Raw genomic sequence first — 21,400 nt, forward strand, 5'->3', positions numbered from 1 at the left:
GCCTGGACCCGTAGAGCGGGGCTCTCCCCGCTGCTCCTGCGGTCATATGCCATGCACCCCGAAACAGCGGGGCGAGCCCCGCTCTACCTGGACGAAGGCACGTGCATGGCCACCCGCGCCGCGGGTGCGGGCCCGCCTTACTTCGGCACCGGACCGGTCGACTGCCGCAGCTGCAGCGCGTACGGCATGCGCACCATGCGCCCGGCGCTGCGGTCGCGGATCGCGTTGAGCAACTGCACGGTCGCCACCTGGCCCATGTCACGGGTGGGCTGCTGCACGGTGGTCAGCGCGGGGAAGATCTGCTGCGAGATCGGCGTGTTGTCGAAGCCACACACCGACACGTCGCGCGGCACGCGCAGGCCCAGTTCGCTGGCCGCGCGCATCACGCCGGCGGCCATGTCGTCGTTGGCGGCGAAGATCGCGGTCGGGCGCTCGGCCAGCGCCAGCAGCTGGCGGCCGGCGGCCAGGCCGGAGTCGAACGAGAACTCGCCGTCCACCACCAGCGCCGGGTCGTAGCGCAGCCCGGCCCGGCGCAGCGCGCTGCGGTAGCCGGCCATGCGCCACTCGCTGGCACCGTGGTCGGGATGGCCGCGGACGTGGCCGATGCGGCGGTGGCCGAGTTCGATCAGGTGCGCCATCAGTTCGCACACCGCCTCGTGCTCGTCCATGGTCACGCCGATGCGGCCTTCGCGGCCCTTCGGCGAGATGCAGGAGAACGGCACGCCGCGCTGGTCCAGCCGGTCCAGCAGCGCGTCGCTGTCGGTCAGCGGCGGCGTCAGGATCAGGCCATCCAGGCGCGAGGACATGACCAGCGAATCGATCGCGTCGAGGAAGTCCGGGCTGTGGTAGCTGACCGGCTGCATCACCATGCCGTAGTGGTGGCTTTCGCAGGCCTCCACCACGCCGGTGAGTATTTCCATCAGGTAGTTCGGCGACGGGTTGTCGTACAGCAGCGCGACCAAGTACGAGCGGTTGCCGGCCAGGCTGCGCGCGGACGGATCGGGCCGGTAGTTCATCGCGGCCACGGTTTCCAGCACCTTCGCGCGGGTGGCCTCGCGCACGCCCGGCTCGTTGTTGAGCACGCGCGACACGGTCTTCATGGACACGCCGGCCTGGTTGGCGACGTCCTCGATCCTGACGCGCATCAGTCCCCCGCCTCCCGGTCCATGTCCGACACCGCCCTCACCAGAAGATCGCGTACAGCGCCGCCAGGATGGCGACCACGCCGATCGCGGCGACATTGAAGCCCGCCGAGGTCGAATAGTCGACGTCGTCGGTGCGGATCAGGTCGCTGCCGGCCTGCTGCGGCTTCGTCGCCAGCGAGACGACCGCCGCCAGCGCCAGCGCCAGCAGGAACACCAGGCCGACGCGGTCGATGAACGGCAGCGACGGCCAGGCCAGCTTGAGCACGATCGACAGCGCGAACGAGCCGATCGCCGCGGCCAGCGCGCCGGCCTCGTTGGCGCGCTTCCAGAACAGGCCCAGTACGAAGATCACCACGATGCCCGGGGTGAAGAAGCCGGTGTATTCCTGGATGTACTGGAAAGCCTGGTCGAAGCTGCCCAGCAGCGGCCGCGCGGTCAGGATCGCCAGCAGCACCGAGGCCGCCGCGGCGATGCGCCCCACCCGCACCAGCCGGGCCTGGTCGGCCTGCGGCCTGGACTTGGCGTAGAAATCCAGGGTGAAGATCGTAGCCACCGAATTGATCTTGGACGCCAGCGAGGCCACGATCGCCGCCACCAGCGCGGCGAAGACCAGGCCGAGGATGCCGCTGGGCAGCAGGCCCATCATCGTCGGGTAGGCCTGGTCGGGCTTGGCCAGGTCCGGCGCCAGCACGACCGCGGCGATGCCGGGCACCACCACCACCAGCGGCATCAGCAGCTTTAGGAACGCGGCGAACACCACGCCCTTCTGCGCCTCGCGGATGTCCTTGGCGGCCAGCGCGCGCTGGATGATGTACTGGTTGAAGCCCCAGTAGCTGACATTCATGATCCACATGCCGCCGATCAGCACGCTGATGCCCGGCAGGTCCTTGTAGAACGGGTTGTCCTTGCTGAGGATCATCTCGAAGTGGCCGGGATGGGCGTTCCACAGCTGCGTGAAGCCGCCGGCGACGCTGCCGCCGCCGATGTGGCTCAGGGTGATCCCGGTGACCAGCAGGCCGCCCATCACCAGCAGCGTGACCTGGACGATGTCGGTCAGCGCCACCGCCTTCAGGCCGCCGTACAGCTGGTAGGCCAGCGCGAACAGGCCGAGCAGGGTGAGCGCCAGCATCTGGTCCATGCCGGTGACCTGGTTCACCGCGATCGATCCCAGCCACAGGATCGAGGTCAGGTTCACGAACACGTACAGGCCCAGCCAGAACACCGCCATCAGCGTGCGGATCCGCGTGCCGTACCGTTCCTCCAGGAACTGCGGCATGGTGTAGATGCGGTTGCGCAGGAAGATCGGCAGGAAGAACTTGCCGACGATCAGCAGGGTCGCCGCCGCCATCCACTCGTACGACGCGATCGCCAGGCCGATGGCGTAGCCGGAGCCGGACATGCCGATGATCTGCTCGGCCGAGATGTTGGCGGCGATTAGCGAGGCGCCGATCGCCCACCACGGCAGCGAGCGGCTGGCGAGGAAATAGTCGGTGGCCGACTTCTGGTGCCCGGCCTTCTCGCGCGACACCCATTGCGCCAGGGCGAAGATGCCCGCCAGGTACACGAGCACGATCACCACATCGAGTGTTGCCAGCTTCATCCACCCTCTCCCGGTCGCAGGCTGTCGTCATGCGGAGGGCATGGCCTGCCGCCGGACGCGCTGTGAGCGTCCGGCAGGGCAGGCCCGGGGTGGTCCGCGCCGCCGCCCTCCCGGCGCGGCGCGGACGTGCGCGGCTACTGCGCGGTCGGGCAGGACAGGATCTGGCTGGCCTCGCTGACCGAACCGATCGCCACGCGCGAGACCGACAGCGTGGCCGCCGCGTCGCTGCGCAGCTTCACCAGGGTGTCGAGGCTGGCGGTGTCGGCGCCGGCGGCGACGAAGCACTTGAGCGGAATGCCCAGCGTCGTCCACTGCCCGGCCGGCAGCTTGGCCAGCGTGTCGCGCAACGGCAGCGGCTTGCCGGCGCCGGCACTGGCGGTGACCGAACCGGTGGCCGGCACCGCGTCCGGGCGCAGGGTGAGCACCAGCAGCAGGTCGCCGTTGGTCTCGCGGGTCAGTTCCTGCGGCGGCTCGGACACGATCGCCACGCTGGCCGGCTGGGTGCCCGACCAGGTGAAGCGGCGCGCGTCTTCCTGGCGCTCGTGGTCGACCGCGGACACGGCCAGGCTGTTGTCGGCCAGCGCCGCCGGCACGGTGGTGACCGCGGTCGCCGCTCCCGCGGCGTCTTCCAGGTTGAGCGACAGGCCCGGGGCGAGCTGGCCGCGGGCGAAGTACACGCCCGCCGGCGCCTGCAGGCCCTGGATGCCCGAGTCTTCCGGCAGCGCCGCCAGGTCGCCCTTGTCGGCGTAGGTCAGGCCGTAGCCGAATGCGAACTGGGGCTCGTACCCGGGCGCGTTGACCGCCGCGTCGACCGCGTTGCGCGGCCAGGAGAAGCTGAGCTTGCCCTTGAAGTCGTGGTTGACGCTGCCGTCGGCCTTGCGCAGCAGCACGTCGGCGACGCCGGCGCCTTCCGAGCCCGGCAGCCACGCAGCCACGAACGCGTCGGACGCGTTGATCTCGCGGTTCATCCACAGCGGGCGGCCGCTGATGAAGACCGCCACCACCGGGATGCCGTCGGCCTTGAGCTTGCGGATCAGCTCCAGGTCGCTGTCGTCGCCCGGATGGAACAGCAGGTTGGGGATGTCGCCCTGGAACTCGGCATAAGGGTTCTCGCCGAACACGACCACCGCCACGTCCGGCTTGGCCTTGTACTTGCCATCCACGGCCAGCTCGGCCTGGCCGCCGGCGCCCTTGACCGCCTCGGCGATACCTTCCCAGATGGTATTGGCGTTCGGGAAGTCGGCGCGGGTGGTGCCGGTGCCCTGCCAGTTGAGCGTCCAGCCGCCGGTCTGCTTGCTCATGTTGTCGGCGCCGTCGCCGGCGACCAGCACGCGCTGGTTGGCGCGCAGCGGCAGGATGCCACCCTGGTTCTTCAGCAGCACCAGCGATTCGCGCACGGCCTGGCGGGCGACCTCGCGGTGCTCCGGCGCGCCCAGCAACTCGAACTTGCCGCCCAGCGCGCGCTGCGAGGGCTTGGGCGCGTCGAACAGCTTCATCAGGAACTTGACCCGCAGGATCCGGCGCACCGCGTCGTCCAGCCGCTCCATCGACAGCGTGCCGTCCTTCGCTGCCGCCAGAGTGGTGTCGTACATGCCCTTCCAGCTGTCCGGCGCCATCGCCATGTCGAGGCCGGCGGTGAACGTGGCCGGGCAGTTGTCGTTGCTGCAGCCGGGAATCTGGCCGTGGCCGTTCCAGTCGCCGACGACGAAACCGCCGAAGTTCATCCGGTCCTTGAGCACGTCGGTCAGCAGCGGCTTGTGGCCATGCATCTTGGTGCCGTGGAAACTGTTGAACGAGGCCATCACCGACTGCGCGCCGGCCTCGATCGCGGTCTTGTAGCCGGCGGCGTGCACGTCGCGCAGTTCGGCTTCGCTGACCACGGTGTCGCCCTGGTCGCGGCCGCCGCTGGTGCCGCCATCGCCGACGAAGTGCTTGACCGAGACCATCACGTGGCGGTCGTCGAGGAAGTCCGCCGCGCCGGGCTTGCCCTGCAGGCCTTCGACCATCGCTTTGGCGAACTCGGCCACCACCTGCGGGTTCTCGGAGTAGCCCTCGTAGGCGCGGCCCCAGCGCACGTCCTGCGGCACCGCCACGGTCGGCGCGAACGCCCACTCCATGCCGGTGGTGCGGGTCTCCATCGCGGTGATCTCGCCGATCCTGCGCAGCAGCTCCGCATTGCGGGTCGCGCCCAGGCCGACGTTGTGCGGGAACAGGGTCGCGCCCACGACATTGCTCTGGCCGTGCATCGCGTCGATGCCCCAGATCACCGGGATCGCCTTGCCGCCGCCGGAGGTGTCCATCGACGCTTCCCAGAACGCGTCGGACAGGGCCAGCCATTCGGCCGGGGTGGCGTTGTACTTGCCGCCCGGGTCGGAGCTGCCGCCGGCCAGGATCGAGCCGAGCCGGTACTTGCGCACGTCCTCGGGGGTGATGCTGCCGATGTCGCCCTGGATCAGCTGGCCAACCTTCTCTTCCAGCGTCATGCTCGCCAGCAGTTCGTCGATGCGCTTCTCGATCGCCGGGTCGGTCGCCACCGGCCAGGCCAGCTCGGGCCACTGGTCCGGATGGATGGCGCCGTCGCCCGTCGCAGCCTGGGTGGCGGCATCGGCAGCAGGCGCGTCGGCCGGCGCCGGGGCGCGGTTGCAGGCGGCCAGCACGGCCAGCGCCAGCGCGGCGGCCAGGGTGGTGCGGAAACGGGCGGCGGGCGCGGGCGCGCCGGCGAGGATGCTCATGCGGGGTCTTCCTCCGATCGGTGGAGCGCCCGCGTCCCCGGGCGCCTTGCGGCAGTCACGGGCGCAGAGGCTTGTCAGAAATGGCAGCGCTGTCAACCGAAGCGGCCGTCCGCCCGGTCCGCGCCCCCGCGCCGCTTCGGCGCCGCGCACCGCGGCGGACCGGGGACCGATGCGCAAAACGCCGCGCTGGCGGGCGATTGCCACGGCTGGAGCGGTGGCAACGCCCCGCCGGCGGGCCACCGGGCAGCGAGCCCGACCTGCTGCATCGCAGCAGCCCATTTGCGGCGCCTCGAGCCGCCCGCGGCGGGGGCGCCCGTACCCCCGAAGCCATGACCCGGCGCCGGCCGCGGGCAGCAAATGCCCACCGCCCAAGGCTTCCGGCTTCCGAAGCCGAGGCAACCCTCTCTATAATCGGCGCCAGCTGTGGCCTGCCGCGCCACTCGCCATAGGATGCGATGTGCGTAATTACGACCTGGAATTCCTGAAGCGGTTCTCGATGGTGATCGGCCTGCTGGCCCTGGTCACGCTGGGCCTGATCCTGCTGGCCCTGTACCTGCACCGCCAGCTGCCGCCGGAAGTCTCGCCGACGGCCGCCAGCCGCACCGCGGCACGCATCCACCCGGCCGGGTCGGTCTACGCGGGCGATACCGGCGCCGCCGCCCAGGCCGCCGCGGCCGCCGCAGCCGTCGCCAAGGCCGCCTCGCAGGTCGCCTACGGCGGCACCACCGATGGCGCGGTGATCTACCAGAACCTCTGCGGCGCCTGCCACACCAATGGCGTGGGCAAGGCCCCGACCCTGGACCACGCGCACTGGGATGCGCGCATCGCCCAGGGCAACGAGACCCTCTACAAGCACGCGATCGAGGGCTTCACCGGCCCGGACGGCGGCATCATGCCGCCGCGCGGCGGCAATCCCGCGCTCACCGACGAGCAGGTCAAGGCCACGGTCGACTGGATGCTGGCCAACCTGAAGTAACCCCCGCCCCGATCCAGACAACGCCGCCTCCGGGCGGCGTTGTCGTTTCCGCCACCGGACTCCCGCCATGACCGTCGCGACCGTGTTTCGCTCCCTGCCCCTGCTGCTGGCCGCTGCCCTGCCCGGGCCGGCTGCTGCCGCCGACGCGGTGCCGATCGGCCAGGTGCAGGGGGCCGCGGCACGCAGCCCGCTGGCCGGCCAGCAGGTCCTGGTCGCCGGCGTCGTCAGCGCGGACTTCCGCGACGGCCTGGGCGGGCTCTACGTCCAGGACGGCGGTGACGGCGACCCGGCGACGTCCGACGCGCTGTTCGTGCAGGCCGCCGATGGTTTCGCATTCCCCGCGGCGCTGGAAACCGGCACGCGGTGCCGGTTCCACGGCCGGGTGGTCGAGCTGGAAAGCCGCGGCGGCGGGAGCGTGACCGCGCTGCAGGTGGACCACATCGACCGCTGCACCCCGGCCGACCCGGTGCAGGCACGGCCACTGGCTGCGCTGCCGGCCGACTGGGAAGCGCTGGAAGGCATGCGCGTGCGCATCGAGGCGCCGCTCACCGTCACCGGCAGCGACGCGCTGGCGCGTTTCGGCGAGCTGGCGGTGTCCTTCGACGGACGACAGTGGCAGCCGAGCGAACTCGCCCGCCCCGGTTCGGAGGCGCATGCCGCGCTGGTCCGCGGCAACGCCCGCCAGCGCCTGCTGCTCGACGACGGCAGCCACCAGCGCGACCCGGACACCATCGCATGGCTCGACGGCCGCGACACGCCGCGCACCGGCAGCGTCGTCCACGGCGCCGAAGGCATCGTCGACCATCGGCATGGGGGCTGGCGCCTGCAACTGGTGTCGCCGCCACGCATCGACGCAGCGCCGCGGCCCGCGCCGCCGCAGGTGCCGGGCAACGTGAGGGTGGCCGCGTTCAACCTGGAAAACCTGTTCAACGGCGACGGCCGCGGCGGCGGCTTCCCGACCGAGCGCGGTGCGAAGACGCCGCAGGCGCTGGACGCGCAGCTGGCCAAGCTGGTCGCCGCGATCCGCGGCCTGGACCCGGACGTGGCCGCGCTGATGGAACTGGAGAACGACGGCTACGGCGAGGCGTCGAGCCTGGCGCGACTGGTGCGCGAGCTCAATGCCGACGGTGCGCGCTGGCGCTACGTGGACGCCGGTCGCGGCCCGGGCGTGGACACGATCCGGGTGGGAATGATCTACCGCGACGACCGCGTGCTCGCGCGCGGCGCACCGGCGGTACTGGAAGGCGGCCCGTTCGGCGAACGCAGCCGGGTGCCGCTGGCGCAGGCGTTCCAGCGCCGCGGCGGTGGCAAGGACTTCGTGGTCGTCGCCAACCACTTCAAGTCCAAGGGTTGCAGCGAAGCCGAAGGCGCCGACACCGACCAGAAGGATGGACAGGGCTGCTGGAATGCGCTGCGCGTGGACTCGGCGCAACGGCTGCATGCCTGGCTGCAGTCGGCACCGCTGGGCGCAGGCCGCGAGCGGGTGGTGATCCTCGGCGACTTCAACGCCTATGCGATGGAGGACCCGGTGCGCTGGCTGCGCGAGGAGGGTGGCTGGACCGACGCCTTCGCCCCCGACGGCGAGACGCCGGCCGGGGCCCGCCCGTACAGCTACGTCTACCAGGGCCTCAGCGGCCGGCTCGACCACGCCCTGCTGAGCCCGGCGCTGCGGCCGCACTTGCGCGGCGCGGCCGAGTGGCACGTCAACGCCGACGAACCGGACGATGCCGGCTATGCCGCGCGCAATGTCCCCGGCCCGTGGCGCAGCTCGGACCACGACCCGCTACGGCTGGGTTTCGACCTGTAACCACGACGACGGCGCAGCGATACCGATGCCGTCGTAGAGCGGGGCTCGCCCCGCTGGCTGTTTCGGGTTTCGCGGACGCAGCGGGGCAAGCCCCGCTCTACGAAATACCAGGGGCGATTCCGCTGCCGCCCCGTCATCCGATCCTCAGCCGGTCGTGCCGTGCAGGTAATCCAGGCTCACCTGCAACAGCGCGCGGAAGCCGACGTCCAGCGCCTTCTCGTCGAGCAGGAACTCGGGCGAATGGTTGCCCGGCGCGGTCGCCGGGTCGATGCCCGCGCCGGTCGCGCCGACGAAGAAGAACAGCGCCGGCGCCTTCTGGCCGTACAGCGAGAAATCCTCGGCGCCCATCTGCAGCGGCGGCTCGAACACGTTGCCGGCGCCGACCACCGCCTGCAGGCTCGGCAGCATCTTCGCGGTCAGCGCCGGATCGTTGACCGTCGGCGGATTGCCTTCGCTGTCGGGCACCTGGGCCTCGACCCTGGCGCCGTGGGCGGCGGCGACGTGCTCGGAGACATTGCGCAGGTCGGCGAAGATCTTCTGGCGCATGCCTTCGTCGAAGGTACGGATGGTGCCGACCATCTCCACGTCGTCGGGGATGATGTTGTAGCGGATGCCGCCCTTGATCGCGCCGAAGGTGACCACCGCCGGCAGCTTGGCCAGGTCGGTGCGGCGGCTGACGATCGTCTGCGCGGTGCCGACCAGGTCGGCGGCGGCCACGATCGGGTCGACGCCGCCCCACGGCCGCGAGCCGTGGGTCTGGCGACCGACCACCTTGATGCTGAACCGGTCCGAGGCCGCCATCAGCGGTCCGCTGCGCACCGCTATCTGACCGGCCGGCACGGTCGAGAACACGTGCAGGCCGAACACCGCCTCCGGCTTGAAGCCGTCGAACAGTCCCTGCGCCAGCATCAGCGAGGCGCCGCCTTCCTCGCCGACCGGCGGACCTTCCTCGGCCGGCTGGAAGACCAGCATCACCTCGCCCGGCAGCGTGGCCCGCATGTCGACCAGCGCCTGGGCGACGCCGAGCAGGATCCCGGTATGCGCGTCGTGGCCGCAGGCGTGCATCACCCCGACCGTCTCGCCGCGGAACTGCGCGGTGGCCTTGGACGCGAACGGCAGGCCGGTGCGTTCGGTCACCGGCAGCGCGTCCATGTCGGCGCGCAGCGCGATCCTCGGGCCCGGCCTGCCGCCCTTGATGATCGCCACCACGCCGTGGTGGGCAATGCCGGTCTTCGGGTCCAAGCCCATGCGCCGCAATTCTTCGGCGACCACCCTGGCGGTGCGCTCCTCGCGGTTGGACAGTTCCGGGTGCTGGTGGAAGTCGCGGCGCCAGTCGACGACCTGCTGCTGCAGCTTCTGCGCGGCGGCCGCCACTTCAGGACGCTGGGCCGGATCGGCGAGCGCCGGCACGGCCAGGGACAGCGACATGGCGCCGGCGAGCAGGGAAACCGCGGAACGGAAGGGCAGCGACATCGAGCGACTCCACCAGGGGATGGCACCGATGCTACCGGTTGCCGCGCGAACGTGCGGCACCGGGCCGTAGAATGGCGACGCACGCCACGTCCCCGCGCCGGCGTTGTTCCTTCGCCGGTGGCCCATGCCCGACCTCGCCCTGCAGCTGTTGCTGCTGCTGTTCCTCGCCGGCCTGCTGGCCGGCTTCATCGACTCGATCGCCGGCGGCGGCGGCATGATCACCCTGCCGGCGATGCTGCTGGCCGGGATCCCGCCGCTGCAGGCGCTGGGCACCAACAAGCTGCAGTCGCTGTTCGGCTCGGCCTCGGCGAGCTGGTCGTACGCGCGCCACGGCCACGTCGACCTGCGCGCGCAACTGCCGATGGCGCTTACCGCCGCCCTCGGCGCGGTCGCCGGCGCGCTGCTGGCCACGGTCGTGCCCGGCAGCTGGCTGCGCGCGGTGCTGCCGTTCCTGCTGGTCGGCATCGCGCTGTACTTCGCGCTCAAGCCCGACATCGGCGCGGTCGAGCGCCACCACCGGATCAGCCCACGCGTGTTCGGGCTGACCTTCGTCCCGGCGATCGGCTTCTACGACGGCGTGTTCGGCCCGGGCACCGGTTCGTTCCTGATGCTGGGCTTCGTCGGCCTGGCCGGCTTCGGCCTGCTCAAGGCCACCGCGCACACCAAGTTCCTCAACTTCGGCTCGAACGTGGGCGCGTTCGGCGTGTTCCTGGCCAGCGGCGCGGTGCTGTGGAAGGTCGGCCTGGCGATGGGCGCCGGCCAGTTCCTCGGCGCGCAGCTGGGCTCGCGCTTCGCCATGCGGCACGGCACGCGGGTGATCAAGCCGCTGCTGGTGACGGTGTCGCTGCTGCTGGCGCTGAAGCTGCTGGCCGAGCCGGCGCATCCGCTGCGGGCGTGGCTGGGCTACTGAACGGCGGGCCATGCGACGCCGCGCCGGTCGCTCCCCGTAGAGCGGGGCTCGCCCCGCTGCCTTTTATCCGCATCGCACCCGGCCGCACCCGCAACCCGGGGCTTTGCCCTTGGCACGGGATCCGGTTCGTACCGTGGCGCAGGAAGCAGCGGGGCAAGCCCCGCTCTACGGGATCGCGCCTGCGTCCGCGGGCCGGACCGTGCAGGCTCAGCGGAACACGACGGTCTTGTGCCCGTTGAGCAGGATCCGGTGCTCGACGTGTCGGCGCACCGCGCGCGCCAGCACCTGCGATTCGATGTCGCTGCCGGTGCGGACCAGGTCGCGCGGGGTCATGGCATGGTCCACGCGGGCCACGTCCTGCTCGATGATCGGGCCCTCGTCCAGGTCCGGGGTGACGTAGTGCGCGGTGGCGCCGATGATCTTGACCCCGCGCGCGTGCGCCTGGTGGTACGGCTGCGCGCCCTTGAAGCTGGGCAGGAAGCTGTGGTGGATGTTGATCGCGCGCCCGGACAGCGCCTCGCACAGGCGCGGCGAAAGGATCTGCATGTAGCGCGCCAGCACCACCAGGTCGATGCGCTCCTTCTCCACCAGGTCGATGATCGCCTGCTCCTGCGTCGCGCGGTTCGATGCATCCACCGGCAGGTGGTGGAACGGGACCCGGTACGACGCGGACAACGCGGCGAAATCGTCGTGGTTGGATGCGACCGCGGCGATGTCCACCCGCAGCTGCCCGCTGTGGGCGCGGAACAGCAGGTCGTTGAGGCAATGGCCCTGCTTGCTCACCAGCACCAGCAACCGCGCGCGCCGGCGTGCGTCGTGGATCTGCCAGTCCATGTCGAACTCCTCGGCCAGGTGGCCGAAGCGCTCGCGTACCACCGGCAGCACGCCCGGTTCGGGTACCTCGAAATGCACGCGCAGGAAGAAGCGGCCGGTCTCGTCGTCGCCGAACTGCTGGGCGTCGACGATGTTGCAGCCCTGGCCGAACAGCAGGCCGGACACGCGATAGACGATGCCGGTGCGATCCGGGCACGACAGGGCGAGGATGTGGTCGTTGCGCATAGGAGCGCCATGGTAGGCGACGCCCGCCCCGGCGTGGCGCGTCGGTTGCAGCCGATACCGCAGCAGACGGTTTCGCGGCGGCCGCTCTCCCCCCGCGCCCCAGCCGCCGTAGAGCGGGGCTTGCCCCGCTGCCTCCAGGGCGCTCGCCCACGGCGCCATGCGAAGCGCGGCGGAGCGATCCCCTACGCGGCAGCGAACACGCCGCGCGCTTCCCGCGGCTCGCAGCGCAGGAACTGCGGCGCGGGCACCACGCTGGCGCCGAGTTCGGCCGCCGCGTGCCAGGGCCAGCGCGGGTCGTAGAGGATGCCGCGGGCCAGCGCGACCGCGTCGGCGCGGCCCTCGGCGAGCACCGCCTCGGCCTGCCTGGGCTGGGTGATCATGCCCACCGCGATCACCGGCATCGCCACCTGCGCCTTGATCGCCTCGGCGAACGGCACCTGGTAGCCGGGGCCCGCGCCGATCTGCTGCCGGGGATCCAGGCCGCCGCTGGAGACGTGGATGAAGTGGCAGCCCCGCGCATCCAGCGCGCGCGCCAGGGCCAGGCTCTGCGCCAGGTCCCAGCCACCCTCGACCCAGTCGGTGGCGGAGATGCGCACCCCGACCGCGACCGACGACGGCACGGCGGCCCGGACCGCGTCGAACACGCGCAACACCAGCCGCATCCGGTTCTCGAGGCTGCCGCCGTACGCGTCGTCGCGCGCGTTGCTCAGCGGCGACAGGAACTGGTGCAGCAGGTAACCGTGCGCTGCGTGGATCTCGATGAGGTCCAGGCCCACGCGTACCGCGCGGCGCGCGGCCTGCACGAAATCCTCGACCAGGGCGTCGATGCCGGCCGCATCCAGGGCCTGCGGTCGTTCGTGGCGCTCGTCGTAGGCCAGCGCCGATGCCGAGACCGTGGCCCAGCCATGCGGATCGTCGGCCGCGATCGCGCCACCGCCTTCCCAGGGCCGCGCGGTGGACGCCTTGCGCCCGGCATGGGCGAGCTGGATGCCCAGCGCCATCGGCGACCAGCGCCTGACCGAGGCCAGCAGCGCGGCCAGCGCGGCCTCCTGGTCGTCGTTCCACAGGCCGAGGTCGGCATGGCTGATGCGTCCGCGCGGCTCCACCGCCGTCGCCTCCAGCACCAGCAGGCCGGCGCCGGACAGGGCCAGGTTGCCGAGGTGGATGTGGTGCCAGTCGCTGACGCAGCCGTCGTGCGCCGAGTACTGGCACATCGGCGCGATGACGATCCGGTTGGGCAGTTGCAGCGGGCCGAAGGAGATCGGCGAGAACAGCAGGCTCATGGGGGCGCGGCATGACGGCGGGGGAGCCGCATTGCACCCGGCGCCGGCGCCGGCATCAAGCCGCATGGGTGGATCAGTGCGTCGTGGTGGCGGCGGGCGTGGCCGGCTCAGGCGCGCACGCGCCGGACCAGACGAAGGAAGGGAATGCCGACCAGCACGTTGAGTACGACCGGGATCAGCACCGCGGCCAGGGCCAGCCGGTGGCCCGGGAAAGCTGCCGCAACGACGCCCAGGGCCACGCCCGGGTGGCGGGTAGCCGCCGCCAGCGCCAGCGCGGCGCGGTGCTCCTTGACCGGCCCACCGAGCAGGTAGCCGGTGGCGAGTCCGGCCAGGATCATCGCCAGCACCGCCGCAAGCGTGCCGCCACCGAGCAACCGCCACATGTCCGGCGCCATGGCCAGCAGCAGCACCGCGGCGCATCCGAGCAGCAGCACCAGGGCAAACCGACCCACCACGGCCGCCACCGCGGTCGCGCGCGCGTCGCCGAGCAGCCGCCCGGCGGCCAGGCCCAGCAGCATCGGCGCGACGACGGTGGTGGCCAAGGGAAGGGCCACGCTGGCGGCCGGCACCTCCCGCGCGCCGCCTGACAGGTGGCCCAGCAGGTGCAGCCCCAGCGGCATGACCAGCAGCGAGGCCAGGGCGGCGGCCACCAGCAGGCCGACGATGTACGAACCGCCGGCCCCAGCCTGCAGTTGCTTGGCCGGCAGCATCGGCGGCACCGGCGACAGCGACAGCACCAGCAACGCCACCTCCACCTCCGGCTTGAGGTCGAAGGCGGCGACCACGGCCACGGTGATCGCCGGGACCACCAGGAACATCGCGGCGAACGCGCGCAGGCCGGCGTGCCAGCGGCGGAACAGGTGGGCCAGGTCGCCGGCGCGTGCCCGCAGTGCCAGCGCGAACACGTACAGGAACGCGCTGAGCATGATCGACACCTTCAACACGGCGACCGGTGACATGCGCTCTCCTGGAGGGCTCCACTCCGATACCTCATCCATGGCGAGGACTGGTCCGGAGCCGGGTATCGCTAGGACCGGGCTGCGCAGGGCGTGCCGGCGCGGCCGTGGCAGAGGATCCTAGGCCTGGAGCGGGGATCGCGTCATCCCTGCCCGGATCCGGTGCGCCCCGGGCGCGCGAGCGCCAGCGCGCAATCGGCGTGGATCTTGAGCGTGGCCAGGCCGTCGGCTCGGGTACGGCCCAGGTTGAGCACGGCCAGCGGTATCCCGGCCTCCGCCGCCATCCGCGCGAAGCGGAAGCCGGAATACACCATCAGCGACGACCCGACCACGAGCATGCCGTCGCTGCGGTGCAGGTGCGCCACCGCCGCCTCCACCCGCGCCCGCGGCACGCTTTCACCATAGAACACGACATCGGGCTTGAGCAGGCCGCCGCACCGCGGGCATGCCGGCACGGCGAAGCCGGCGAAGTCCACGCCGTCCAGGTCCGCGTCGCCATCCGGCGCCGTCACCGCCGCGTACCGGTCCCAACCGGGATTGCGGTGCACCAGCTCGTGCTGGAAGTCGGCGCGCGGCGACAGCGCGCCGCATCCCAGGCAGACGATCCGGTCCAGGCGCCCGTGCAGGTCGATCACGGTGCGGCTGCCGGCCTGCTGGTGCAGGCCGTCGACGTTCTGGGTGACCAGCGCTTCGATCCGTCCATCGTCCTCGATTGCGGCCAGCGCCTGGTGTGCCGCGTTCGCGCGCGCGGCGGCGAAGCGCGGCCAGCCGGCCAGGCTGCGGGCCCAGTAGCGACGGCGGATGGCGGCATCGCCGGTGAACGCCTGGAACGTCACCGGCTGGACCCGTTTCCAGCCGCCCTCGGCATCGCGGTAGTCGGGGATGCCCGACGCGGTGCTGCAGCCGGCGCCGGTCAGCACGAACAGGCGCCGGTGGCGCGCGAGGAATTCGTGCAGCGCGCCGGGCCGGTCGCTGCCGGCGACGGGCGCGGGGTGCGGGATTGCGTCCATGACACAGGTCGATGGGGCCGGGGCCGCACGCGCGCAAGCCCCCGTGGGCACGCCGGAAGCGCATGGCGGCCGTCCACCGCGTTGACAGCGTTGTCTCGTACCGGTGGAACGGGCCTCGCGCTACCATCGCGGCCCTTGCCCGCAGACAGGAACGCCAACCGTGTCGATCAACCAGGACCAGAAGAACCGCATCGCCGCCGGCCAGGGCTTCATCGCCGCGCTCGACCAGAGCGGTGGCAGCACGCCCAAGGCGCTCAAGCTGTACGGGATCGACGAATCGGCCTATTCCGGCGACGCGGAGATGTTCGCGCTGGTCCACCAGATGCGCAGCCGCATCGTCACCAGCCCGGCCTTCACCGGCGAGCGCGTGGTCGGCGCGATCCTGTTCGAGCGCACGATGGACGACCGCTTCGGCGGCAAGGACGCGGTCGCCTACCTGTGGGAAGACAAGGGCGTGGTGCCGTTCCTGAAGATCGACAAGGGCCTGGAGGACGAGGCCGACGGCGTGCAGCTGCTCAAGCCGATCCCCGGCCTGGACGCGCTGCTGGCGCGGGCCAAGGCCAAGGGCGTGTTCGGCACCAAGGAGCGCTCGGTGATCAAGGCCAACAATCCGGCCGGCATCGCCAGGGTGCTGGACCAGCAGTTCGAACTGGCGCGGCAGGTGCTGGCCGCCGGCCTGGTGCCGATCGTCGAGCCGGAAGTGGACATCAAGGCCGCCGACAAGGAGGCGATCGAGGTCGAGCTGAAGAAAGGCCTGCTCGCGCGCCTGGACCAGCTCGATCCCTCGACCCCGGTCGTGCTCAAGCTGACCCTGCCCAGCGTCGACGGCTATTTCCAGGAGCTGGTCGACCACCCGGCCGTGCTCAAGGTCGTGGCGCTGTCCGGCGGCTACAGCCGCGACGAGGCCAACGCCAGGCTGGCGCGGAATCCGGGCGTCATCGCCAGCTTCAGCCGCGCCCTGACCGAGGGCCTGAGCGCGCAGCAGGGCGACGCCGAGTTCAACCAGGCGCTCGACGCCACGATCGAATCGATCTACCGCGCCTCGATCGCCTGAGCCGGCACCGCCGCCGTGCGCAGGCGCGGCGGCGGTTGTTCAAGGGGCGCGGCACCTTCGCCTCCCCCCTGTCCTGTTTGCCGCGGCACCGCCGATGCCGACTAGCGGATACCGCTGCTAGGCTGTGCGTCGTGAACGACGATCCTTCCCGCTCCGCGGCTTCCCTCCCGGACGATCCGCGACCGCAGCCCCCGGAAAAGCCGTTGCCGCAGGAATGCTGCGAGAGCGGTTGCCCGATCTGCGTCTACGACCTGTATGCCGACGCGCTGGAGCAGTACCGGCAGGCGCTGGCGGCATGGGAACAACGCCACCCGCAGGCGCCACCGGCGTAGGAGCCGGATTTGCCCGCGACCCGGCGCGCCGGCACAGGCGACGCGCTCGCGGTTCCGCGGCACGGGTCGCCAGCAAGCTGGGCTCCTACAGGGGCAAGGGCGGCGCGGCGGTGGGCTGGCCCAGCGGATCGAGCGCGATCATCACGAAGCGGCCGCGCGTGCACAGCTTGCGCTCGCCGCTGAGCAGGTTCTCGGTGATGACTTCGACCTCGACGTTCATCGAACTGCGCCCGACCTTGACGATCGTGGCGACCACCTCGACCAGGTCGCCCTTGTGGATGGGCTGGTTGAAGTCGACCTGTTCCGAGCGCGCGGTCACCACCGTGGTGCGCGCCCAGCGCGAGGCGACGATGAAGGCGGCCATGTCCATCCACGCCAGCGCCTGGCCGCCGAACAGCGTGCCCAGGTGGTTGGTGTGGTCGGGGAAGACCATGTGCAGCAGCCGCGCCTGGGTCGGGCGTGCTTCGGCGGTAGGGACTTCGGACATCGACATGCTCCTGCGCGGAAGGGCCTCCCGGGTCCAGCCTAGCGCAAGCCCGGATCACGATGGGGTCGCGGGGCTGCGGATACGGTGAACGCCTGGTCGTGGCCCGGCGCCCGGCCAGCGCCGGGCTTCGTGCGTACCTGCTGTCACGCATGCGGGCCGGTTCGCCCGCAGCTGCGATCCCGCAACCGGGCGACGGCTCAGAACGCGTGGTCGAAGCCCACCTCGCCCTGCACGCCGACCTGGTAGGCCGAGACGCGTCGCTCGAAGAAGTTGGTCAGTTCCTGCACGTCCTGCAGTTCCATGAACGGCAGCGGGTTGCGTGCGTGGTAGCGGCGCGCCATGCCCAGCTTGGCGAAGTGGTTGTCGGCGCAGTGCTGCAGGTACTGGCGCATGTCGCGGGTGGAGATGCCGGCGACGCCGCCGGACAGCACGTCCTCGGCGAATTGCAGCTCGCATTCGATCGCCTCGTCCAGCATGTCGTACACCTGCCGCTGCATGGCCTCGTCGAACAGGTCAGGCTCCTCCTCGCGCACCGTGCGCACGCATTCGAAGGCGAACTCCATGTGGCAGCTCTCGTCGCGGAACACCCAGTTGGTGCCCGATGCCAGGCCCGGCAGCAGGCCGCGCGAGCGGAAGTAGTAGACGTAGGCGAAGGCGGCGAAGAAGAACAGCCCCTCGATGCAGGCGGCGAAGCAGATCTGGTTGAGCAGGAACTGGCGGCGCTGCTCGCGGGTTTCGATCCTGCGCAGGCCGTGGATCGAATCGATCCACTTGAAGCAGAAGTCGGCCTTCTTCTTGATCGACGGGATGTTCTCCACCGCGGCGAAGGCCTTGGCCCGCTCGCCGGGGTCGGGCAGGTAGTTGTCGAGCAGGGTCAGGTAGAACTGCACGTGCAGCGCCTCCTCGTAGAGCTGGCGCGACAGGTACATCCGCGCCTCGGGCGCGTTGAGGTGCTGGTAGAGGTTCAGCACCAGGTTGTTGGACACGATCGAATCGCCGGTGGCGAAGAACGCGACCAGGCGGTGGATCAGGTGCCGGTCGGCCGGCGTCATCTTCGCGTGCAGGTCGGAGATGTCGATCTGGAAATTGATCTCCTCCACCGTCCAGGTGTTCTTGATCGCGTCGCGGTACATGTCGTAGAACTGCGGGTAGCGCATCGGCCGCAGGGTCAGTTCGAAGCCGGGGTCGAGCAGGAGCTGGCGATGGGTGGACATGGCGCGGGTCTCGGTGCGTTGGGAGGCGGCGCGGGTCGGCACGTCCTTGTGCCCGGAACATCCTGTTCCCGCGTCCTGCCCGCTCCAGGGGACGGTGTGGCGGTCAGCGCTCGAAGTCGTCGTGCGCGTACCGGCTGATGTAGGTGGCCAGGCCCCGGCCGGCCTCGGCCAGGGCTTTCATCCGCGCGACCTTTTCCGGGCCGGCGCGGCCGGTGCTGCGGTACTCGTAGGGTTCGGGTCGGTTGCGGAAGCGGACGAAGATGGAACCCGCGGTGGTCCGGTAGGCCTCCACGCCCGAGTCGCCGGAATGGTTGGCGTACCGCTTCATCCGTTCTCCTCTTCTTGCCAGGGCGGGCGGCCTCGCGGCGACCCGCCGTCTGGCTACTGGCAGGCCTCGCACGCCTCCGGGTTCTCCAGCGAGCAGGCCACCGCTTCGGCCGGGGTGTAGTCCGGCTTCGGCGCCGCCGACGTCGCGTGGCCGACGGTGGTCTTGGCGATCCGGGTGGCCGGCCGCGAGCGCAGGTAGTAGGTGGTCTTGATGCCCTGCTTCCAGGCGTACATGTACATCGACGACATCGCGCCGATGTTCGGGCTTTCCATGAACAGGTTGAGCGAGGCGGACTGGTCGATGAACGCGCCGCGGCCGGCGGCCATGTCGATCAGCGCGCGCATCGGCAGCTCCCAGGCGGTGCGGTAGACCTGGCGCAGCGCTTCGGGGATCTGCGCCACGCCCTGGATCGAGCCCTCGGCCAGCTTGATCGCGTCGCGCACCTCGTCGGTCCACAGCCCGAGCTTCTTCAGCTCGGCGACCAGGTAGCGGTTGACCTGCAGGAAGTCGCCCGACAGCGTCTCGCGCTTGAACAGGTTCGACACCTGCGGCTCGACGCACTCGTAGCAGCCGGCGATCGAGGCGATGGTGGCGGTCGGGGCGATGGCGACCAGCAGCGAGTTGCGCAGGCCGTGCTCGCGGATGCGCTCGCGCAGCGCGTCCCAGCGCTCCACGTCCTCCGGCACCACGCCCCAGGCGTCGAACTGCAACTCGCCGTTCGCCGCCCGCGTATCGGCGAACGACGGATGCCGGCCGCGCTCCTGCGCCAGTTCGACCGAGGTTTCCAGCGCATGGAAGTAGATGGTCTCTGCGATCTTCGCCGACAGCGCCCGGGCCTGCTCGCTGTCGAACGGCAGGCGCAGGCGGAAGAACACGTCCTGCAGGCCCATGCAGCCCAGCCCGACCGGCCGCCAGCGCAGGTTGCCGCGGCGCGCGGTCTCGATCGGGTAGAAGTTCAGGTCGATCACCCGGTCGAGCTGGCGCACGGCCAGGCGCACGGTCTCGGCCAGCTTGTCGAAGTCGAACGTGCCTGTGCCGGCGGGGCCGTCGTCGTCGAAGTGGTTGGCCAGGTTGATCGAGCCCAGGTTGCACACCGCGGTTTCTTCGGCCGAAGTGACCTCCAGGATCTCGGTGCACAGGTTGGACAGGTGGATGACGTTGCCGCTGCGCAGGGTCTGGTTGCTGGCGCGGTTGCACTTGTCCTTGAAGGTCATCCAGCCGTTGCCGGTCTCGGCCAGGGTGCGCATCATCCGCGCATAGAGCTTGCGTGCCGGCAACGTCCTGACCGCCTTGCCCTGCGCCTCGGCCTGCAGGTAGGCCTGCGCGAAGTCCTCGCCGTACAGGTCGACCAGCTCCGGCACCACGCGCGGGTCGAACAGCGACCATTCCTGGTCGGCCTCCACCCGCTGCATGAACAGGTCAGGCACCCAGTTGGCCAGGTTGAGGTTGTGGGTGCGCCGGGCCTCGTCGCCGGTGTTGTCGCGCAGTTCGAGGAAATCCTCGATGTCCGCGTGCCAGGTTTCCAGGTAGACGCAGGCGGCGCCCTTGCGCTTGCCGCCCTGGTTGACCGCCGCGACCGAGGAGTCGAGCGTCTTCAGCCACGGCACGATGCCGTTGCTGTGGCCGTTGGTGGACCGGATCAGCGAGCCGCGCGAGCGCACCCGGCTGTAGCTCACGCCGATGCCGCCGCTGAACTTGGACAGCTGGGCGATGTCGCCGTACCTGGCATAGATCGATTCCAGCGTGTCCTGCGGCGAATCGAGCAGGAAGCACGAGGACAGCTGCTCGTGGGTGGTGCCGCTGTTGAACAGCGTCGGCGAGGACGGCAGGTAGTCGAGCTGGCCCATGCGCCGGTACAGCGCCAGCGCCTCGGGCACGTCCTCGCTCAGCGCGCAGGCGATGCGCAGGAAGAACTGCTGCGGGGTCTCGATCACCTTGCGCGTGTGCGGGTGGCGCAGCAGGTAGCGGTCGTACAGCGTGCGCAGGCCGAAGTAGTCGAAGCCCAGGTCCAGGGAGGGGTCGAGCGCGTCGTTGAGCTTGCGCGCATTGGTCTGGACGAAGCTCAGCAGCCGATCGTTGATCAGGCCCACCTCGTGGCCACGGGCCACCGACTGTGAGAACGCATGGATCTCCTGGCCGGCCACCTCCTTGGCGATGTAGCCGGCCAGCAGGCGCGCGGCCAGGCGGCTGTATTCGGGCTCCTCGCCGGTGAGCAGCGCGGCGGTGCGGATCGACAGTTCGTCCAGCTCGCGGGTGCTGGCGCCGTCGTACAGGCCGGAGATGGTGCGGGTGGCCACGCGCATCGGATCGACCGCGTGCAGCCCCTCGCAGCTGCGCTGCACCGCGCGCACGATCTTGTTCAGGTCCACCGGCTCGCGGCTGCCGTTGCGCTTGGTCACGCTCATCGCGGTGGCCGTCGGCGGCGGGGTCAGCTGGAATGCGTCGTCCGGGGACGCGGCGGCGGCGCCGGCGACGGCGGTATCGGTCTGGCTCACGGTTGCTCCTCCATGCGTGGCGCACGCGGCGGCCCCATCCCTCGCGGGGCAGCGGATGGCCGGTGGATCCGGAGGATGGAAAAGCGGCGTCGCAGGGGGCGAGAACCGGCAGGCGGACTGCGGACTGGCCCTGCGTCGCCAGCCATCTCCCCCCGGAGATTCCGCGGCCGGCACCGCGCGGTGTGCATCGCGCGGCTGTCGGCAGGTCTTCGGACTCATGGGCGCGGAAGGCCGGGGCCGTCCTCCTACTTCCGCCGCTTCCCGGGGCCAGGCGCCCCAGTGCTCGATGGCGGGTTCGTTCCCAATTACCGCTGCGGGGCAGTGCCGGACTGGCGCGAGGCGCGTCACCGGCTTCCCTTTTGATCCGGTGGCGAGCAGGCCACCGGAACCGACAACCACAAGATATGGGGGCGGCACCGGCCCGTCAATACGCGATGTGGTGTCCGCCTCGCTTGACATCCGGCGCTCGCACCCGCAGCGGCAGCGGTCAACCCGGGCCTGCCCGGCGCGTTTCCCAGCGGGTCCCGAACCGGAGGTGG

At 70.9% G+C, this 21,400-nt stretch carries 17 protein-coding genes and 1 riboswitch; of the genes, 5 read left to right on the top strand and 12 right to left on the bottom strand.

Features of this window, described 5'->3' with window-relative positions; translation table 11 throughout:
- Positions 1 to 137: 137 nt before the first annotated feature.
- From CSC66_RS02800 to CSC66_RS02810, 3 genes are all read right to left on the bottom strand, one after another.
- Complete coding sequence (locus CSC66_RS02800) at positions 138 to 1,145, bottom strand: LacI family DNA-binding transcriptional regulator (protein ID WP_162375872.1); 1,008 nt, start codon at positions 1,143 to 1,145, stop codon at positions 138 to 140.
- Between the two features lie 37 nt (positions 1,146 to 1,182).
- Positions 1,183 to 2,745 (bottom strand): sodium/sugar symporter, encoded by a 1,563-nt coding sequence (locus CSC66_RS02805; RefSeq protein WP_162375873.1) that lies wholly within the window; start codon positions 2,743 to 2,745, stop codon positions 1,183 to 1,185.
- 134 nt (positions 2,746 to 2,879) lie between these two features.
- A complete protein-coding gene (locus CSC66_RS02810; protein ID WP_162375874.1) occupies positions 2,880 to 5,477 on the bottom strand; it encodes a glycoside hydrolase family 3 protein in 2,598 nt (865 codons plus the stop codon).
- 457 nt (positions 5,478 to 5,934) lie between these two features.
- Here CSC66_RS02810 and CSC66_RS02815 point away from each other — a divergent pair, with 457 nt between their 5' ends.
- The gene (locus tag CSC66_RS02815) at positions 5,935 to 6,453 is read left to right on the top strand and encodes a c-type cytochrome (RefSeq protein ID WP_162375875.1); all 519 of its coding nucleotides are present in this window, start codon (positions 5,935 to 5,937) and stop codon (positions 6,451 to 6,453) included.
- Between the two features lie 67 nt (positions 6,454 to 6,520).
- Positions 6,521 to 8,260 (top strand): ExeM/NucH family extracellular endonuclease, encoded by a 1,740-nt coding sequence (locus CSC66_RS02820; protein WP_162375876.1) that lies wholly within the window; start codon positions 6,521 to 6,523, stop codon positions 8,258 to 8,260.
- Between the two features lie 144 nt (positions 8,261 to 8,404).
- On the opposite strand, the gene CSC66_RS02825 is transcribed toward CSC66_RS02820, so the two are convergent.
- A complete protein-coding gene (locus tag CSC66_RS02825; protein ID WP_379655860.1) occupies positions 8,405 to 9,688 on the bottom strand; it encodes an amidohydrolase in 1,284 nt (427 codons plus the stop codon).
- Between the two features lie 169 nt (positions 9,689 to 9,857).
- Between CSC66_RS02825 and CSC66_RS02830 the strand changes: the two genes are divergently transcribed.
- Entirely contained in the window at positions 9,858 to 10,643 is a 786-nt protein-coding gene (locus CSC66_RS02830) for a TSUP family transporter (RefSeq protein WP_162375878.1), read from the top strand.
- Positions 10,644 to 10,850: 207 nt separating this feature from the next.
- Here CSC66_RS02830 and purU read toward each other — a convergent pair whose 3' ends face one another.
- The 4 genes from purU to CSC66_RS02850 form a co-directional block, all read right to left on the bottom strand.
- Positions 10,851 to 11,702 (bottom strand): formyltetrahydrofolate deformylase, encoded by an 852-nt coding sequence (gene purU, locus CSC66_RS02835; protein WP_162375879.1) that lies wholly within the window; start codon positions 11,700 to 11,702, stop codon positions 10,851 to 10,853.
- A gap of 182 nt (positions 11,703 to 11,884) precedes the next feature.
- On the bottom strand, positions 11,885 to 12,985 hold the full coding sequence (locus CSC66_RS02840; protein WP_162375880.1) for an NADH:flavin oxidoreductase/NADH oxidase: 1,101 nt from the start codon (positions 12,983 to 12,985) through the stop codon (positions 11,885 to 11,887).
- Between the two features lie 107 nt (positions 12,986 to 13,092).
- Positions 13,093 to 13,944, bottom strand: a complete 852-nt coding sequence (locus tag CSC66_RS02845; RefSeq protein ID WP_162375881.1) for a Na+-dependent transporter — start codon at positions 13,942 to 13,944, stop codon at positions 13,093 to 13,095.
- Positions 13,945 to 14,084: 140 nt separating this feature from the next.
- The gene (locus tag CSC66_RS02850; protein WP_162375882.1) at positions 14,085 to 14,951 is read right to left on the bottom strand and encodes an NAD-dependent protein deacetylase; all 867 of its coding nucleotides are present in this window, start codon (positions 14,949 to 14,951) and stop codon (positions 14,085 to 14,087) included.
- 160 nt (positions 14,952 to 15,111) lie between these two features.
- On the opposite strand from CSC66_RS02850, the gene CSC66_RS02855 reads away from it, so the two are divergent.
- Both CSC66_RS02855 and CSC66_RS02860 read left to right on the top strand, forming a co-directional pair.
- Complete coding sequence (locus tag CSC66_RS02855; protein ID WP_202935582.1) at positions 15,112 to 16,005, top strand: fructose bisphosphate aldolase; 894 nt, start codon at positions 15,112 to 15,114, stop codon at positions 16,003 to 16,005.
- 131 nt (positions 16,006 to 16,136) lie between these two features.
- Positions 16,137 to 16,337, top strand: a complete 201-nt coding sequence (locus tag CSC66_RS02860) for an oxidoreductase-like domain-containing protein (protein ID WP_162375883.1) — start codon at positions 16,137 to 16,139, stop codon at positions 16,335 to 16,337.
- Between the two features lie 85 nt (positions 16,338 to 16,422).
- On the opposite strand, the gene CSC66_RS02865 is transcribed toward CSC66_RS02860, so the two are convergent.
- The 4 genes from CSC66_RS02865 to CSC66_RS02880 all read right to left on the bottom strand — a co-directional run bounded on the left by CSC66_RS02865 (position 16,423) and on the right by CSC66_RS02880 (position 20,771).
- On the bottom strand, positions 16,423 to 16,824 hold the full coding sequence (locus CSC66_RS02865) for an acyl-CoA thioesterase (protein WP_162375884.1): 402 nt from the start codon (positions 16,822 to 16,824) through the stop codon (positions 16,423 to 16,425).
- Between the two features lie 197 nt (positions 16,825 to 17,021).
- Complete coding sequence (locus tag CSC66_RS02870) at positions 17,022 to 18,038, bottom strand: ribonucleotide-diphosphate reductase subunit beta (protein ID WP_162375885.1); 1,017 nt, start codon at positions 18,036 to 18,038, stop codon at positions 17,022 to 17,024.
- Between the two features lie 103 nt (positions 18,039 to 18,141).
- Complete coding sequence (locus CSC66_RS02875) at positions 18,142 to 18,366, bottom strand: hypothetical protein (protein ID WP_162375886.1); 225 nt, start codon at positions 18,364 to 18,366, stop codon at positions 18,142 to 18,144.
- A 53-nt stretch (positions 18,367 to 18,419) separates the two neighbouring features.
- Positions 18,420 to 20,771: a ribonucleoside-diphosphate reductase subunit alpha gene (locus CSC66_RS02880; protein WP_238394267.1), complete on the bottom strand. Its 2,352-nt coding sequence runs from the start codon at positions 20,769 to 20,771 to the stop codon at positions 18,420 to 18,422.
- Between the two features lie 273 nt (positions 20,772 to 21,044).
- Positions 21,045 to 21,269, bottom strand: a riboswitch (cobalamin riboswitch).
- Positions 21,270 to 21,400: the final 131 nt, after the last annotated feature.

It is taken from the genome of Pseudoxanthomonas kaohsiungensis (genome assembly GCF_010211765.1).
In the GTDB taxonomy this organism is placed as follows: domain Bacteria; phylum Pseudomonadota; class Gammaproteobacteria; order Xanthomonadales; family Xanthomonadaceae; genus Pseudoxanthomonas; species Pseudoxanthomonas kaohsiungensis.